Below are 15,977 nucleotides of genomic sequence, written 5' to 3' on the forward strand. Positions count from 1 at the left end.
TCATCAACAAATTAAAATCTAAAATTTAAAAGTATATGTCATTCGCAATTTCGCAAGTTCCTACTCCTAAAAACGAACCTGTAAGAAGCTATGCTCCTGGTTCTGCAGAGATTAAATCCCTGATTGCTACTTACCAAAAAATGTGGTCAGAAGAAGTAGAAATCCCTATGGTTATTGACGGAAAAGAAGTGAAAACTGGTGAAAAAGTATCACTACACTCTCCTCAAGATTATCAACACACGTTAGGTTATTACCATAAAGGAAATAAACAACATGTAGATGATGCCATCAATTCTTGTCTGAAAGCAAGAGCAGAATGGGCTAATTTACCTTGGGAGCAACGTGCTTCTATTTTCTTAAAAGCGGCTGATTTATTGGCTGGTCCTTACAGAGATAAAATCAACGCTGCGACGATGATTGGTCAAAGTAAAAATGCAATGCAGGCAGAAATAGATTCAGCTTGTGAAGCGATAGATTTCTTACGTTTTAACGTGCAGTTTATGACGGAATTGTATTCTGAACAACCGGTTTCTGATGCAGGAATCTGGAACAGAGCAGAATACAGACCATTAGAAGGTTTTACGTATGCCATTACGCCATTTAACTTTACCGCAATTTCTCTAAACTTGCCAACTTCTATGGCGATGATGGGAAATGTAGTGGTTTGGAAACCATCTGCAACACAGATTTATTCAGCTAAAGTCATTATGGATGTATTGATAGAAGCAGGTTTACCAGCAGGTGTTATCAATATGGTTTTCTCTGGTGGTGCAGAAACTTCTAAGCAAATTCTAGAACACCCAGATTTCTCTGGAATCCACTTCACTGGTTCTACAGAAGTTTTCCAATCGTTATGGAGACAAATTGGCGAAAATATTCATAAATATAAAACTTACCCTAGAATTGTAGGAGAAACTGGTGGTAAAGACTTTGTAGTTGCCCATCCTTCTGCTGTACCAAGTCAGGTTGCTACTGCTTTGGTAAGAGGTGCTTTCGAATATCAAGGTCAAAAATGTTCTGCTGCTTCTAGAGCTTACGTACCGCAATCACTTTGGGGAGAAGTAAAAAGAATTATTGGAGAACAATTGGCTGAAATTAAAATGGGAAGTCCAGAAGATCCTTCTAATTTCGTAAATGCGGTAATTGATAAAGCTTCATTTGAAAAATGCAAAGGCTACATCGAAAGAGCTCAAAATGCCAACGATGCAGAAGTAATCTTTGGTGGTGGTTGTGATGACAGCAAAGGTTGGTTTGTACAACCTACCGTTATTCAAGCAAAAAATCCTCACTACGAAAGTATGGAAGAAGAAATCTTTGGTCCAATTCTTACGATTTATGTATATGAAGACCAAGATTGGAAAGCTACTTTAAAATTAGTAGATGAAACTTCTCCTTATGCCTTAACAGGCGCTGTATTTGCACAAGACAGATATGCGATTAACGAGGCGACTAAAGCCTTAGAAAACGCAGCTGGAAACTTCTACATCAATGATAAACCGACTGGTGCTGTAGTTGGTCAACAACCTTTTGGTGGAGCGAGAGCTTCTGGAACCAATGACAAAGCAGGTTCTAAAATGAATCTTCTTCGTTGGGTTTCTGCAAGAAGCATCAAAGAAAATTTCTTATCTCCTACTGATTACAAGTATCCATTCTTAGGTTAAGAATTATTTCAATATCATAAAAAACGCCTCTCAAAATACTTTGAGAGGCGTTTCCTTTTCATCATTTGTGTTTTCTCCTTTCGGAGAGAAAATAAGTTCATTTTCTGAGGACAAAGTTATCATTTGTTAATTAGATTTCAAAATGAAATACATGTACTTCTCTAAATATTACCACTAATTGAATAAAAAGTACAAAAAACTCTCCACCTTTTATAGTGGAGAGTTCAAGTCAAATTAATATATTTTTAAAATTTGAAATCTACTCCTATTTGAGCCATAGAAGTGGTCATTTCATACGCTACAGTGCTTCCTGGAATTGCACCATAAGGATTAGATGGTGATGCCATCATAGGGTTTAATAATGCTCCAGAAGTTTTGCCATCACTCGCTCCATAATGGTAATTGGCATTGATAGTGAATTTGTCGTTTAATTTATATCCTACTCCTATTTCGTATGCATCTCTAATGATCGCAGAAGCTGGAACAGAGAACATCGTTAATTCTGGATTAATAGGATTAGAACTGTAAGTATATCCTAATCTAATTGGCATTTTTTCAATGGCTTTGATTTGGATCCCTGCAGAAATCACATCGATACTTTCCCAACCGAAACCTTTTACAGCACCATAATTGCTCCATCCGTTGGCTAAGAAACCTTCTGTATTAGCATAGTCTACATATCTGTAATCTAAAGCCAAATCAAATAAACGATGAGAATAACCAGCACCTACTGAATAAATCGCAGGAAAGTCCATTCTAAATTCATTTTCTCCTTTAGTATTGTCTAGATATGTGTTCTCAAATTTAAATTCATTAAAATATACTGGTGATTTATAAGATAAACCGAGTTTAAAACCATTGTTGGTTTTAAAATACATCCCAACTTGTGCTCCAAAACCAATTGCAGAAGCATTATCAGAATTAGGATAACCTGCAGTCATACTAGGATTAGCCAATGGATTTGGATGAATTTTTAGAGCTGAATAATTCACATTAGGCTGTATTGCCATAGAGAAATTTTCATTGAATTTATAAGCATAAGCAAAACCAACTTGCATCAACATATAATTAGATTCTACTTTACCAAAACCACCATATTGTTGAGACATGAGAATAGGATTAGTGGTACTTTCTGGATATTCTACTCCAAAACCACTCACTCCGAAAACAGAAATACCAAATTTATGATGAGGATTTTTACCAAAAGTTACTGCAACAGCAGGCATGATAGAGTTGGCTTTTTCGTCTTTAGTTACTCCAGACATTGGTCCGTAAGAAGAAGATAATTCTGGGTTAGACATAAATAAACCAGCATTTACAGAAACGGTATTTCCATTAAAATCTGTAATTCCAGCAGGATTCCACTGTAACGCACCACTAATGTCAATAGGTTGACCCGTTGCTGCACCACCCATACTCATATTTACTGAACCTATACCTTGCATGAGATGACCTACTTGAGCCATCATAACTCCTGAACATAATACACCAAGAGTAATAATAATTCTTTTCATAAAGCTATTTTTTGTCTCATAAAGTTACGACGGGCTATATTACTGATTTTAAAATACTTACTGTCATTTATCATGTTCAGTAAAAACTGCCACTTGCTGAATAATTATTACCATTTATAAGGATGCATAAAAACACAAAAAAACCTCTCGCTTTCACGAGAGGCACATTTTTTCATAGGTTTTTCATTAATCATATCGATTATGAAACAAATATAGAAAATATTTGTAAAAATCAAAACAAAATAATCATTAATTTGAAAATTCTTTATTCATCGCCTTTATAGAGAAGACTAAAGGCACTTTTTTATCAAATTTACTGATTCTATACTTCCCTTTTTCTGCTTCTACGGTGTGTTTAAAACATGCATACGGTGACCAATCGTATTCTAGAAAGTATTTAATCTCTAAATTTTGGTTGATTAAACTTTGAAATACATCAGAAAGTGCATGATTCCACATCACATATTCTTGGGAAATATTGGCTTCTCTATCTGCATAAGTTCCTTCGTAGGTTTCTACAATGGGTTCTGTAGATTGGTAATCATAAGCAACTTTGGTAAAATCATCATCAAACATCCAAATGACAGGGTGAAACTCTACCATGATGAATTCTCCATTCGGTTTAAGAAAACGCTGAATTATTTTTGCCCATTTTTCTAAATCTGGAAGCCAACCAATCACGCCATAACTGGTAAAAACGATGTCAAATTTCTCATTTAAAACATTTGGTAAATCATACACATTCGATTCTATAAAGTTGACATCAACTCCACATTTTTCGGCCAATATTCTGGCTTCAACAATGGCTTTGTCTGATAAATCTACTGCAGTAACTTCGGCTCCCATTCTTGCTAAAGAAATAGAATCTTGACCAAAATGACATTGCAAATGCAGAATTTTCTTTCCTTGAACATTTCCCAAAAGTTCTAATTCTGGCTCATTAAGAGAAGTTCTTCCCGCAATAAATTCATCTACAAAATAGAAATCAGATTTTAAGTGATAATCTACTTTGGCATTCCAAGAATTTTTATTGATATTGATATAATCCATTGTTTTTTAATTTGTTCAAAGATAAATTAAATACACAAATACTATAATGTTTTAAATAAATTTTGTAACTTTAAAGGGTGATAATACAATAATTTTGTCATCAGAAGAACAACCAAACAATTTTAATCACTAAATACAAAAATTATGAAAAACAGTTCTAAATTATTAGCACTTTTAGGTCTTGGAGCACTAGCTTTTTGGAGATATAAAAAAGCAACTCCTGAAGAAAAACAAAAAGTTAACGACCTATTGAATAACGCAAAAGACAACCTTACCAAATACGGTAATGATTTAAAATCTAAAGCCGAAGAATTAAAAGGAAAAGCGGAAGAAAAATTCAATGATTTAAAATCTCAAGCGGAAACCAAAATGGAAGAAGCAAAAGAAGTAGTTGAAGAAAATGTAGAAAACGCTCAACAAGCATAAACAAAAAAGCCATCTTTACGATGGCTTTTTTTATGATAAGAACTCTTCTATTTTTATTGTTTTTTGTTCACCTGAAGTTAAATTTTTGATGGTGATATTTCCTTCAGCAATTTCTTGTTCACCAAGGAAAATAAGGTTTTCTATGCCTTTCTTTTCGGCGTAGGTAAATTGTTTTTTCAGTTTGGCACTTTCAGGATACATTTCTGCAGCGATTCTTTTTTCACGAAGTTTTGCTAAAACCTTCATGGCATGTGCAGCTTCTTTTTCACCATAATTGGCAAAAAGATATTCTATTTTTCTTTCAGAATTTTGTGGGAAAAGATTCAGTTCTTCTATTACGAGATAAATTCTATCCAAGCCAAAAGAAATCCCAATTCCTGGAATATTTTTCACCCCGAAAACTTCGGTAAGATTGTTGTATCTACCACCGCCACCAATGGAACCCATTTCTACACCTTGTGCTTTTACTTCGAAAATAGCTCCTGTATAATAATCTAAACCACGAGCTAAAGTGATGTTGAACACCAACTCATCTTCTATGCCTAGGTTTTTACAATTTTCTAAAACAAATTCTAGTTCTTCTACTCCATTTTTCCCGATTTCTATATTGGCAAAATTGGTTTTAAGGATTTCTAAAACTTCTGCTTGAGGTTTATTATCAAAAAGGAAAGACAGTTTTTCTATCGCTTCGTCAGAAATGTTTTTTTCTTTCAATTCTTTTATTACACCTTCTTTTCCGATTTTGTCTAATTTGTCAAGCGCCACGGTAAAATCAATCAACTGCTCAGAAATGTTGGCAAATTCTGCTAATCCAGAAAGGATTTTACGATTGTTGATATGGATTTTTACAGGAATTTGTAATTCTTTGAAAGACTTCAAATACAATTGAACCAATTCTACTTCTTGCCAAAGACTTTCACTCCCAACTACATCTGCATCGCACTGATAAAACTCTCTGAAACGTCCTTTTTGAGGTCTATCTGCTCTCCAAACTGGTTGAATTTGATAACGTTTAAAAGGAAATGTAAGCGTTCCTTGATTCATGGCAACAAAACGTGCAAAAGGAACGGTTAAATCATATCTTAAAGCTTTCTCTGAAATCTGAGCGATGAGCTTTTGAGAATTTTTAGCATTCCAATCTTCCTCTTTTGTTTTGGCAGCGTAATCTCCAGAATTGAGGATTTTAAAAATCAATCGGTCTCCTTCTTCTCCGTATTTACCCGTCAAAGTAGATAAATTTTCAAAACTTGGTGTTTCCAAAGGTTGGAATCCAAATAATTCAAAATTCTTCTGTAAAGTATTGATAATGTATTTTCTACGGTAAACTTCCTGCGCGGTGAAATCTCTGGTTCCTTTCGCTAAACTTGGCTTCATTCCTTGATGTGTTAATTAGTCGATTTGCTAATTGGTTAATAAATTCTGTGCAAAAATACGGAAATTATCAATAATCATCGCATCAACGCTTCGTCACATCAGCAAATCATCACATTTCTTTCAGCATCCAAAGATTACAACCATCATGACCTGTATTTCCGAGTGGTTGATTCAGGTATTGGAAACCTTGTTTTTCGTAAATGGAAACTGCAGTAGAAAATTCTGGAATGCTTTCTAAATAAATCTGTGAATATCCCAATTCTTGAGCGGTTTCTATGGTTTTTTCTAACAGTAATCTGCCAATTCCTTTTCCTCTTCCCTCATTAGAAATATAGAATTTTACGAGTTCTGTACAACCTTCTGGTAAATTTTCGGTGGGGAAAATTCCGCAACAACCTACGATTTTATCTTCTGCTTCTGCTACCCAAAGTTGAGATTTAGGCGTTTGAAAAAGTGAATACAAATCATCTGTTGTAGGATCTGTGTAAACAGTTCCTGCAGTACATTTTACTTCGAAATCATGGAAACAACTTCTGATGATTTTGGCTAAAATAGCGTTATCTGATGGTTGAATTGTTCTGATATTGATTTTCATATTTCAAAAATAGTGAAAAGAAACATAATAAAATTTAAACCAAAGTTCTTTTTCTTGATAAAAAGAACCAAAAATCAAGACTTCACTTTCTTCGGCTAAAATTAAATTCAAAATTCTAAAATCCCTGAAACTCACTCATCATTCTGATGAGTTCAAACAGCAGGAATTTTTTAACGAATTTTAAATTTAATTTTTATACGCCTTCGATACTGATGTCCGATGGAAAATCTTCGATTTTCAAAAAAAGCCCTGCCCAAAAAAGAGCAAGACTTTTAATCATTTGTGTTTTTTCCTTTATTTAGTTCCTAGAAGCAAGAGTTCTTCTACTCTAATTTCTGTGATGTAGCGTTTTTGTCCGTCTTTATCGTCATACGTTCTGTAGGTAAGTTTTCCTTCGATGGCAATTTCTTTTCCTTTTTGCACGTATTTTTGAAAAATCTCTGCCGTTTTACCAAAAGCAACCAAATTGTGCCATTGAGTTTCTTCTACTTTTTCGCCAAGAGAATTGGTGTAATAATCGTTGGTTGCTAATGAAACTGTAGCTTTCATTCCTTTTTCGAAATTTACGATTTCTACTTCTTTTCCGGTGTGACCAATAAGCGTCACTTTGTTTCTTAAAGACATAATAATAAATTTTAAATTAAACGTTAGAAACGAGTCGTTCTTAATTTCCCTCGAATCTCTGTGGCAAAGTTGTGACGAAAGCGAAATATTAGTCGGTATTTAGTCATTTATATCCGTTTGTAGTCGTTTGTATGAGTTTTTAGAATTGAAAATCAAACACTTATAAGTATTTTAAATTTTTGTGATTATTGTGTATATTTGATTTTCATCAGTAATTATGACAAAACCAACGCTAGTATTACCAAAAACAATAAGATTCCCAGAAGAAAATGAAGTTCCTATGAATTCATCTGTACTGGAAAGATTAAGAGAAAGCAAAAATGCGAATATTGTTCCAGGTTATGTTTTTAAGCTTAAAGATGACAATCCTGACAACATTGATTTACCATTTGAATTTTATGCTGAAATAAATATTGATAATCCGCAGCTTTGGAGTTTAATAATTACTTTGTCTGAAGAAACTCTTCCAGAAAACTGTGCTTTAATTTTTGGATATATTGATTCTGAAATCAATTACGGATTTTATGAAAATAAATTTGAAATTTTAAAATATTTAGAAGACTATAAAACGGAGTTAATTCATGACACTTTGTTAATTTGGGGATTAATTTATCATGATAATGAGAATTTAACAGAAATATATGTAGATGAAAGTAAATATCTAAAATATTGGGGAAATAATGAAGAGAAATTCAGAAATATAATGAATCAATTTAATTTAAGTGAGATTGAGAATCTTGAATTTATTGATGAATATCCAAAAGTTCGAGAAAATATAAATCTTCATTTCGAAAATATTACAGAAACTGGAGAATTAATTGAAACTTTAAGACAGACTTATGTTATATAACTTAAGATAATATAAGCTTTTAAAAATTTTGGGTTAAAAACAAACTCTGAAACATTCTAATTTATATCGAATATTAAAAATCAAAAAACATTTTCCCTTTACAAACGGATTTTTTTTATCTTTACATAAAACTAATTGCTATGAAAAAGCTAAATTTTCTATTCTTTTTATTACTACTACTTCCGGAAGTAATTTTCAGTCAAGAATCTTATACTTCATTACAAACCAATTCTGGAGAAGTAAAAATTCCTGGAAAATGGCAACAACTGAATACAGCAGAAGATTCTGGGCAGACATATCTTAAAAACAGTGATAACGTAATTATTGCTATTGCAAAAAATCCTAAAAGAGCTTATCCTTTTTATGCAAAAGAAAAATCTGATTTTGAAAACGTAATCGCATTTTATAAATGGGATGCTGATTATAGAGAATCTTTAAATTCTAAAACTCAAAAATTAAAAGAAAATCCTAAAACAGAATATATTATTTGGAAATACAATGACGGCAAAGCAGATAATGTATTTTTATTTGGCTCTAGTCAAAAAGACTTTCTCAATCTTTTGGTTTATACCAATAACTGGACTGAAGAACAAAAAATAAAATTCCTTGAAAATTTATTCGAAATGAATAAAAAGTGATTTAGTTTTTTAATTGTTGTTTTAAAATAAGTAATGAAATTTTTTATTATCATAATTCCATTTATTTATAATTATATATATCTTTTTAATCGAAAATCTAAGATATTCAAAGTTTATAGAAAATGGCTTTTTCCATTTTTATGCATTCTTTTAGGATTGTTATATGTGATTTTAGCTCCGGATTCTAATGGTACAGAAAGAACAATTGAAATTTGGGCATTTTTTACACCTTTTATTTTTACAATATATCTATCGCTTTCCAGTTTATTAAGCAAATATTTTAATCATCGAGATTTTATATTATATCTTAGATATTCTGATGAAATTGATTATTTGAACCCCAAAAAATCTAATGCAAAAAGTCTAGATAAGTTTATTTCCTATTTTTCAATTTTCTTCATCTTATTTCTTCCATTTATTATTCTATTATTTAAAAAATAAAATTCTATAAAATCTTAATCCGTTTACAAACGGATTTTTTTATCTTTACTAAAAACTAAAACCATGCAAAACTGTCTAGAATGTGGCGAAAAAATCATGGGCAGAATAGATAAGAAATTCTGCAGTGATGCTTGTAGAAACGCCTATAACAATAAACAGAACAAAGACCAAACCAACCTTATGCGCAATATTAATAATAAACTGCGCAAAAATTTCAAAATTCTCTCTGAACAAAATTTTGTAGAAAACAAAGCCAAAACCACTAGAAATAAACTTTCGGTTGCAGGTTTTGATTTCGAATATTTCACCAATATTAAAACCTATAAAAACGGAGCTCAATATTATTTTGTGTATGATTTTGGGTATAAATTTTTAGAAGAAGATTTTATTCTGGTGGTAAAAAAAGAAGCTTAAAAGTCTCCTTTTTCTTGATAAAGAAACAGATTTTCGCTATATTTGAAAAACTATTTTATTAGCTATGACCGATTTCTTTACTGGGATGAGCGTGCTTCAGCAAGCATTTTGGTATTCTGCTCTCCTATCTAGCATTATTTTTTTATTGCAAACCATCCTCACTTTTGTAGGAGTAGAGTCTTCTGATTTAGATGCAGATTTAGATGGAGATTTTCATCATGTAGATGCACCTTTTGAATGGTTTACCTTCCGAAATCTTATTAATTTTCTTCTTGGTTTTGGGTGGACTGGTGTGGCTTTTTTTGGCGAAATGAATGATTATCTTCTGGTAGCTTTAGCAACTTTAGTAGGATTAATTTTTGTGGCGATATTCTTTATCATCATCAAGCAATTTCTAAAATTACAAGAAGACAACACCTTTCAAATGGAAAAAACTATCGGAAAAACCGCTGAAGTTTATCTTAAAATTCCCGCTCATAAATCGGGAACTGGAAAAATTCAGGTAAGCATTAATGGTAGTTTTCATGAACTCAATGCAGTAACAGAAGGAGAAGAAATTCTTTCTGGCGAAAGCGTGAAAATCATCAATACAGAAAACAAAATTTTAATTGTAGAAAAAATTTAAATTAATATAAACTGATTAAAACCAATGGAACCTTTTATTATTATCGTTATTGTTGCAATTGTAATATTTGTAACTATTCTAGCCCTTATTTCTAGGTACAAAAGATGTCCTTCTGACAAAATCTTAGTCATCTACGGAAGAACTGGCGGTCAATCTGCTAAATGTATTCACGGAGGTGGTGCTTTTATTTGGCCTGTTATTCAAGATTTTGCTTATCTAGACCTTAAACCCATTTCTATTGAAGCCAATCTTACCAATGCCCTTTCTAGACAAAACATCAGAGTAGACGTGCCTTGTAGATTTACCATCGCTATTTCTACCGAACCAGATTCTATGGGAAATGCTGCAGAAAGATTATTAGGACTTGCTCCAGAACAAATTCAAGAACTTTCTAAAGATATTCTTTTTGGTCAATTGCGTTTGGTGATTGCTACCATGACTATTGAAGAAATTAACTCAGATAGAGATAAATTCCTTGATAATATTTCTAAAAACGTAGATACAGAACTTAAAAAAATTGGTTTAAAACTTATTAACGTAAACGTAACCGATATTAAAGATGAATCTGGCTATATAGAAGCTCTTGGTAAAGAAGCAGCTGCAAAAGCGATTAACGAAGCTAAAATTTCTGTAGCGGAGCAAGAAAAAATCGGGGAAACAGGTAAAGCAAGTGCAGACCGAGAAAAAGATGTAGTCATTGCGGAAACACAAAGAGATAGAGATGTAAAAATTGCCGTGACTCAAAAAGATAGAGAAGTAAGCATTGCCTCAGCTAAAAAAGATGAAAGCATCGGTAAAGCTGAAGCTGAAAAAGAAGCGAGAATCGCAACTTCTCTAGCCAACTCTATCGCTGTAAAAGGAGAAAACGAAGCAAAAATTACGATTGCCAATTCTGATGCACAAAGACGTGAAAAAGAAGCAGAAGCGCTAAAAATAGCAATGGCCGCTGAAAAAGTACAATCGGCAAAAGCTTTAGAGGAATCTTACTTGGCCGAACAAAAAGCTGAAACAGCAAGAGCTGAAAGAGAACGTTCTACACAGAATGCCAATATTGTAGTTCCAGCTGAAATAGCAAGACAAAAAGCCATTATTGATGCAGAAGCAGAAGCAGAAAAAATAAGACTTCAGGCAAAAGGTGAAGCAGACGCGATTTTTGCAAAAATGGAAGCAGAAGCAAAAGGTCTTTATGAAATCTTAACCAAACAAGCAGAAGGTTATGACCAAATTGTAAAAGCTGCAGGTGGTGATACCAATAGTGCTTTCCAATTATTATTGATTGAAAAATTACCAGAATTAGTAAAAACTCAAGTGGAAGCAGTTAAAAATATTAAAATTGATAAAATTACTGTTTGGGATGGCGGAAACAATCCTGAAGGAAGCACTTCTACTGCTAATTTTGTTTCAGGAATGATGAAAACCGTTCCTCCATTGAATGATTTATTCAATATGGCAGGCCTTAATCTTCCGTCTTACTTAAAAGGCGAAAATCCTAAAGAAGAGGATGCTAAAATAATAGAAGAAAAACCTTCTAAACCTGAAGGTAAATCTCCAAAAGCATAACCCAAAAAAAGAGCAGAAATTTCTGCTCTTTTTGTTTATCTTAACCCTAGCCTTTCTGGAAATTTCATCTATTTTTTGAGTTAAAATTTTTGTCATCATTAATGGAATTAGTAGATTTGAAGGTCTAAAAATAACCATGAAAAAACTCTATTTTCTATTTATATTTTCGTTTTTTATTTCTGTGTTTTCTCAGCAAAAATTGCAATCGCAATCTGATTTTTATTTTTATGAAAACAAAGGTCAAATCATTGACCAAAAGGGAAATGCCAATTCTAAAGTTAAATATTTATTCAATTCTGGTGGTTTAAATGTTCAAATCAAAAAAGAAGGCTTTTCTTACGACGTTTACGAAGTTGAAAAAACGAAAAAGAAAAAATCTAAAGTCGAAAGTTCTTTAACTGCTCTTGATAGAAAACCAAAAGATGAGTTTGACTATAAATTTAAGTTTCATAGAGTTGACATAGACTTTCTAAATGCCAATAAAAACCCAGAAATCATAGCAGAAGGAAAATCTACGGATTATGAAAACTACTACAACATTCCCCATAAACCAGAAGGAATTACACAAGTTCATCGTTACCAAAAAATTACTTATAAAAATATCTATCCCAATGTAGATTTGGTTTTCTTTAAGCCAAAAGATACCGCTAAAACCATAGAATACAACTTCATCATCCATCCAAAAGGAAAAATTTCTGACATTAAACTCAAATTTAAAGGAGCAAAAACCAAACTCAAAGATGGGAAACTCTCTATGAATCTAAGATTTGGAGAGATGCAAGAAAACATACCGCATTCTTGGATAGAAGAACCTTCTAAAAAAACAGATTTATCTGTTCAGTTCAAAGAAATAGAAAACGGAGTTTTCGGGTTTGCTGCTCCACAAGATTCTTTTGAAAAAACGGTAGTGATAGACCCTGTTCCTACAAGGATTTGGAAAGTAAGAAATAGTAATGGTTCTCATCACAGAAGAATCAATAAAATTGTAGAAAAAGACAATTCTATTTACACTCTAGATATCAGACTAGCTCAATACAATATAGCAACTAATGATTATAATGAAAACGATTGGTACTCAATAAATTATGGATATTTCGCAAAATTTGATGCAAATGGTAATAAAATTTATGGAATTTATATTGGTAACCATGTTAAATATGATAGCAGTAATGGTACTAATGATGTAAATGATTTTGCAATAGATCAAGAAAATAACATATATATAGTAGGCTCAGCAGCAGATGATGAAAATGGAAATAATACCATTACAACTCCCGGTGCTTATAAAGAACATTCTTCTAAATATCCCTATCAATACGCAACTACGGAAAATTGTGACGGATTTATACTGAAACTTTCAAATCAAGGAATAAAAATATGGGGAACATATTTTGGTGATGAAAGTTATGATACAATAATAAATGTGGTGATTAATAGTAAAAATGAAGTCATATTTACTGGAGCAGTAAATAATACTAACTATATTTCTGAAAGTATCATTAATGCTCCTGTTCTAAAAGGTCCTAAAAATTTTTACATTGCTCATTTTGAGAAAAGTGGTAAGTTTATTAGCGCAAAAAAAATGTCACTATATAATTCTTACGATGGTAGAACTTTTTTAGCTATTGATACACATGATAATTTATACTTAGGAACAAATGTAGGATACACCTTTACAGATATATGGCAAGCTACACCAGGAACACATCAGATAGATATAATAGGTAATGGGAATACCTGTTTAATGAAGTTTAATAAAGATTTTAAATATGAATGGGGAACTTTTTATGGAGGATTAAATTATTATGGTGATTTCCATAATATAAGAGAAGGATATACCAGTTTGAGAGGATTAGAGGTAAACACCAATAATGAAATTATAATAGCAGGAGTAACGAATGCTATTGAAAAAATAGCAACTTTGGGTACTCATCAAAACAAAATTAGTGGAAATTACACCCAAGATATGTTTATCACTAAATTCAATGCTAATGGCAAACAAATCTGGGGTACTTATTATGGTGATGATTCCCAAAGTGGTATAAGTAATGACGACAATTTATATTGCTTAAGTGTTGATGAAAATGACAATATTTTTATCGGTGGCTATACTGGAAGTAAAAAAAACATTAGTACACCAAACTCTTATTTAGATTATTATGACATATATAACGAAGGTTTCTTTTCTAAATTCTCTACAGAAGGGAAATTGATTTGGGGCTCTTATTATGAAGACCCAATTGATGCTATTTTTGCCAATAAAAACTTTATTTACACTTTTGGAAGCACAAATGTTGCAAAATTTTATGACTGTAACGCATCAATAAATATATTTTCCAATTCCCCAGTTTGCCCAAACACAGATATAAAACTTCAAGCTTCTGGTGGAACTTCTTACTCATGGACTGGTCCGAATGGTTTCACTTCTATAGACCAAAATCCTATCATTCCTAACGCTACTTCAGCAAATTCTGGTACTTATTCTTGTGTTATTTCTGGAGCAGGAAGTTGTGATGGTACATTTACTGTAGAAGTAAAAGTGGAAGACAAAACACCACCAGATCCAGATATTATAAATTTACCAGATATTACTGGCGATTGTCACACTGTAGTTTCTACGACTCCTACTGCAACAGATAATTGTTCTGGTAAAATTACAGCTACTACTACAGATGCTTTGCAATATTCTATTCCCGGAACTTACACCATCACTTGGAAATACGATGATGGAAACGGAAATACTTTCTCGCAAACTCAAAAAGTCATTATTACTTCCCCTGCTTTACCAACTGCTACTTCACCACAAACTTTTTGTGCGATTGATGCTCCAAAAATTTCTAACATCAGCATTACTGGTCAAAATATTATTTGGTACGATAACTCTGGAAATGTTTTAAATACTGCAACTCCATTGATTGATGGAACTACTTATTACGCTTCTCAAACCATAAATGGTTGCGAAAGTGATAAAATTGCCATTCAAGTGAAAGTAAATGCTACTCCACTTGCTACAGGAAATGCAAATCAAGATTTTTGTACTTCCAGAAATGCTCAAATTAAAGATTTGGCTGTAACAGGAACTTCTTTGAAGTTTTATGATAATCTAGGAAATGTTTTGCCTAATACAACTGTTCTTCAAAACAACACTTCGTATTTTGTTACGCAAACTTTAAATAATTGCGAAAGTCCAAAACTAGAAATTAAAGTCACTTTAACTGCCAATTCACTTCCTGCAAATGATTATCAACTCACCTTTTGCAATGATACTACCGCCAATTCTAAAACCGAAGATTTAAGAAAATATCAAGAAAATATCATTTCTGGTTCTAACGCTTACAGTTTTGAATATTATGACCAAAATAACAATCCTATTTCTGATTTTGCCAATAGAAATCTCATCATTGGTTTTAATATTTTTAATGTAAAAGTAAAAAGCGCAGATGGGTGTTGGAAAATGGCTCAATTAAAACTTCAACTCAATCCAAAACCTGTGGTTAATCTTCCTGTTAATGCAGAATTTTGTAGAGGTTTATCCGTAGATATAGATGCAGGTGCAGGTTTCAAAAAATATGAATGGACAAAAGATTCTTCGCCTACTGTTATTTGGGATAAGAGAATAATTACCATTTCAGAAGCAGGAAAATATACTGTAGAAGTTACCAATAGTTCTGATTGTAAAAATACAAGTTCTACTCTAGTCAATCAATCTATTTTAGCCAATATTTTAAAAGTGGAAATCACGAATAATGATGCGAAAGTTTTACTTTCGGCAAATGGTGATTTTGTTTATTCTTTAGACAATTCAAATTGGCAAAACAATCCAGAGTTTCCGAATTTAAACAATGGAAGTTATACCGTTTATGTAAAAACAAAATTGGGCTGTATTATTGGTGAAATGAACTTTACCATTTTTGATATTCCAAATACTTTTACTCCTAATTCTGATGGCATAAATGACACTTGGAAAATTACAGGAATGGAAAATTATCCTAACTCAGAAATCACCATTTTAGACAGATTTGGCACTGCTGTTTTGAAAAAAATCATCAATGGAACTTTTGAATGGAACGGACAAATTAATGGTAGAATTTTACCAACTGGAACGTATTGGTATGTTCTGAAAGTTTCAGACGGACGAATTTTACAAGGTTATGTTTTAATTAAAAATAGAAACTAAAAAAGAGCAGAAAATTCTGCTCTTTTTG

General features: G+C 32.2%; 13 protein-coding genes. 8 read left to right on the top strand and 5 right to left on the bottom strand.

What is annotated here, in order from left to right:
* Window positions 1-35 precede the first annotated feature (35 nt).
* On the top strand, window positions 36-1,661 hold the full coding sequence (pruA, locus tag C3729_RS07860; protein ID WP_104793660.1) for an L-glutamate gamma-semialdehyde dehydrogenase: 1,626 nt from the start codon (window positions 36-38) through the stop codon (window positions 1,659-1,661).
* Window positions 1,662-1,906: 245 nt separating this feature from the next.
* On the opposite strand, the gene C3729_RS07865 is transcribed toward pruA, so the two are convergent.
* Both C3729_RS07865 and C3729_RS07870 read right to left on the bottom strand, forming a co-directional pair.
* On the bottom strand, window positions 1,907-3,175 hold the full coding sequence (locus tag C3729_RS07865; RefSeq protein ID WP_104793661.1) for an OmpP1/FadL family transporter: 1,269 nt from the start codon (window positions 3,173-3,175) through the stop codon (window positions 1,907-1,909).
* Window positions 3,176-3,424: 249 nt separating this feature from the next.
* Entirely contained in the window at window positions 3,425-4,225 is an 801-nt protein-coding gene (locus C3729_RS07870) for a class I SAM-dependent methyltransferase (protein WP_104793662.1), read from the bottom strand.
* Between the two features lie 144 nt (window positions 4,226-4,369).
* Here C3729_RS07870 and C3729_RS07875 point away from each other — a divergent pair, with 144 nt between their 5' ends.
* Entirely contained in the window at window positions 4,370-4,651 is a 282-nt protein-coding gene (locus C3729_RS07875; RefSeq protein ID WP_185117735.1) for a YtxH domain-containing protein, read from the top strand.
* 30 nt (window positions 4,652-4,681) lie between these two features.
* On the opposite strand, the gene hisS is transcribed toward C3729_RS07875, so the two are convergent.
* From hisS to C3729_RS07890, 3 genes are all read right to left on the bottom strand, one after another.
* Window positions 4,682-6,025, bottom strand: coding sequence for a histidine--tRNA ligase (hisS, locus tag C3729_RS07880; RefSeq protein WP_104793663.1), 1,344 nt, complete (start codon window positions 6,023-6,025; stop codon window positions 4,682-4,684).
* 109 nt (window positions 6,026-6,134) lie between these two features.
* Complete coding sequence (locus tag C3729_RS07885; protein ID WP_104793664.1) at window positions 6,135-6,620, bottom strand: GNAT family N-acetyltransferase; 486 nt, start codon at window positions 6,618-6,620, stop codon at window positions 6,135-6,137.
* 294 nt (window positions 6,621-6,914) lie between these two features.
* Window positions 6,915-7,244 (bottom strand): single-stranded DNA-binding protein, encoded by a 330-nt coding sequence (locus C3729_RS07890; RefSeq protein ID WP_104793665.1) that lies wholly within the window; start codon window positions 7,242-7,244, stop codon window positions 6,915-6,917.
* Between the two features lie 217 nt (window positions 7,245-7,461).
* On the opposite strand from C3729_RS07890, the gene C3729_RS07895 reads away from it, so the two are divergent.
* The 6 genes from C3729_RS07895 (at window position 7,462) to C3729_RS07925 (ending at window position 15,949) form a co-directional block, all read left to right on the top strand.
* Entirely contained in the window at window positions 7,462-8,094 is a 633-nt protein-coding gene (locus C3729_RS07895; RefSeq protein ID WP_104793666.1) for a hypothetical protein, read from the top strand.
* 140 nt (window positions 8,095-8,234) lie between these two features.
* Window positions 8,235-8,732, top strand: coding sequence for a hypothetical protein (locus C3729_RS07900; RefSeq protein ID WP_104793667.1), 498 nt, complete (start codon window positions 8,235-8,237; stop codon window positions 8,730-8,732).
* Window positions 8,733-9,236: 504 nt separating this feature from the next.
* Window positions 9,237-9,587: a DUF2116 family Zn-ribbon domain-containing protein gene (locus C3729_RS07910; protein ID WP_104793669.1), complete on the top strand. Its 351-nt coding sequence runs from the start codon at window positions 9,237-9,239 to the stop codon at window positions 9,585-9,587.
* A 64-nt stretch (window positions 9,588-9,651) separates the two neighbouring features.
* Window positions 9,652-10,212, top strand: coding sequence for an NfeD family protein (locus C3729_RS07915; protein ID WP_104793670.1), 561 nt, complete (start codon window positions 9,652-9,654; stop codon window positions 10,210-10,212).
* A gap of 24 nt (window positions 10,213-10,236) precedes the next feature.
* Window positions 10,237-11,772, top strand: a complete 1,536-nt coding sequence (locus tag C3729_RS07920; protein ID WP_104793671.1) for a flotillin family protein — start codon at window positions 10,237-10,239, stop codon at window positions 11,770-11,772.
* 136 nt (window positions 11,773-11,908) lie between these two features.
* Window positions 11,909-15,949, top strand: a complete 4,041-nt coding sequence (locus tag C3729_RS07925; RefSeq protein WP_104793672.1) for a T9SS type B sorting domain-containing protein — start codon at window positions 11,909-11,911, stop codon at window positions 15,947-15,949.
* Window positions 15,950-15,977 lie beyond the last annotated feature (28 nt).

It is taken from the genome of Cloacibacterium normanense (assembly GCF_002943105.1).
Taxonomy (GTDB): Bacteria; Bacteroidota; Bacteroidia; order Flavobacteriales; family Weeksellaceae; genus Cloacibacterium.

Coding starts and splice junctions, on each gene's coding strand:
- C3729_RS07900 (WP_104793667.1), top strand. CDS start 8,235: ATGAAAAAGCTAAATTTTCTATTCTTTTTATTACTACTACTTCCGGAA.
- pruA (WP_104793660.1), top strand. CDS start 36: ATGTCATTCGCAATTTCGCAAGTTCCTACTCCTAAAAACGAACCTGTA.
- C3729_RS07925 (WP_104793672.1), top strand. CDS start 11,909: ATGAAAAAACTCTATTTTCTATTTATATTTTCGTTTTTTATTTCTGTG.
- C3729_RS07895 (WP_104793666.1), top strand. CDS start 7,462: ATGACAAAACCAACGCTAGTATTACCAAAAACAATAAGATTCCCAGAA.
- C3729_RS07920 (WP_104793671.1), top strand. CDS start 10,237: ATGGAACCTTTTATTATTATCGTTATTGTTGCAATTGTAATATTTGTA.
- C3729_RS07915 (WP_104793670.1), top strand. CDS start 9,652: ATGACCGATTTCTTTACTGGGATGAGCGTGCTTCAGCAAGCATTTTGG.
- C3729_RS07875 (WP_185117735.1), top strand. CDS start 4,370: ATGAAAAACAGTTCTAAATTATTAGCACTTTTAGGTCTTGGAGCACTA.
- C3729_RS07890 (WP_104793665.1), bottom strand. CDS start 7,244: ATGTCTTTAAGAAACAAAGTGACGCTTATTGGTCACACCGGAAAAGAA.
- C3729_RS07865 (WP_104793661.1), bottom strand. CDS start 3,175: ATGAAAAGAATTATTATTACTCTTGGTGTATTATGTTCAGGAGTTATG.
- C3729_RS07910 (WP_104793669.1), top strand. CDS start 9,237: ATGCAAAACTGTCTAGAATGTGGCGAAAAAATCATGGGCAGAATAGAT.
- hisS (WP_104793663.1), bottom strand. CDS start 6,025: ATGAAGCCAAGTTTAGCGAAAGGAACCAGAGATTTCACCGCGCAGGAA.
- C3729_RS07870 (WP_104793662.1), bottom strand. CDS start 4,225: ATGGATTATATCAATATCAATAAAAATTCTTGGAATGCCAAAGTAGAT.
- C3729_RS07885 (WP_104793664.1), bottom strand. CDS start 6,620: ATGAAAATCAATATCAGAACAATTCAACCATCAGATAACGCTATTTTA.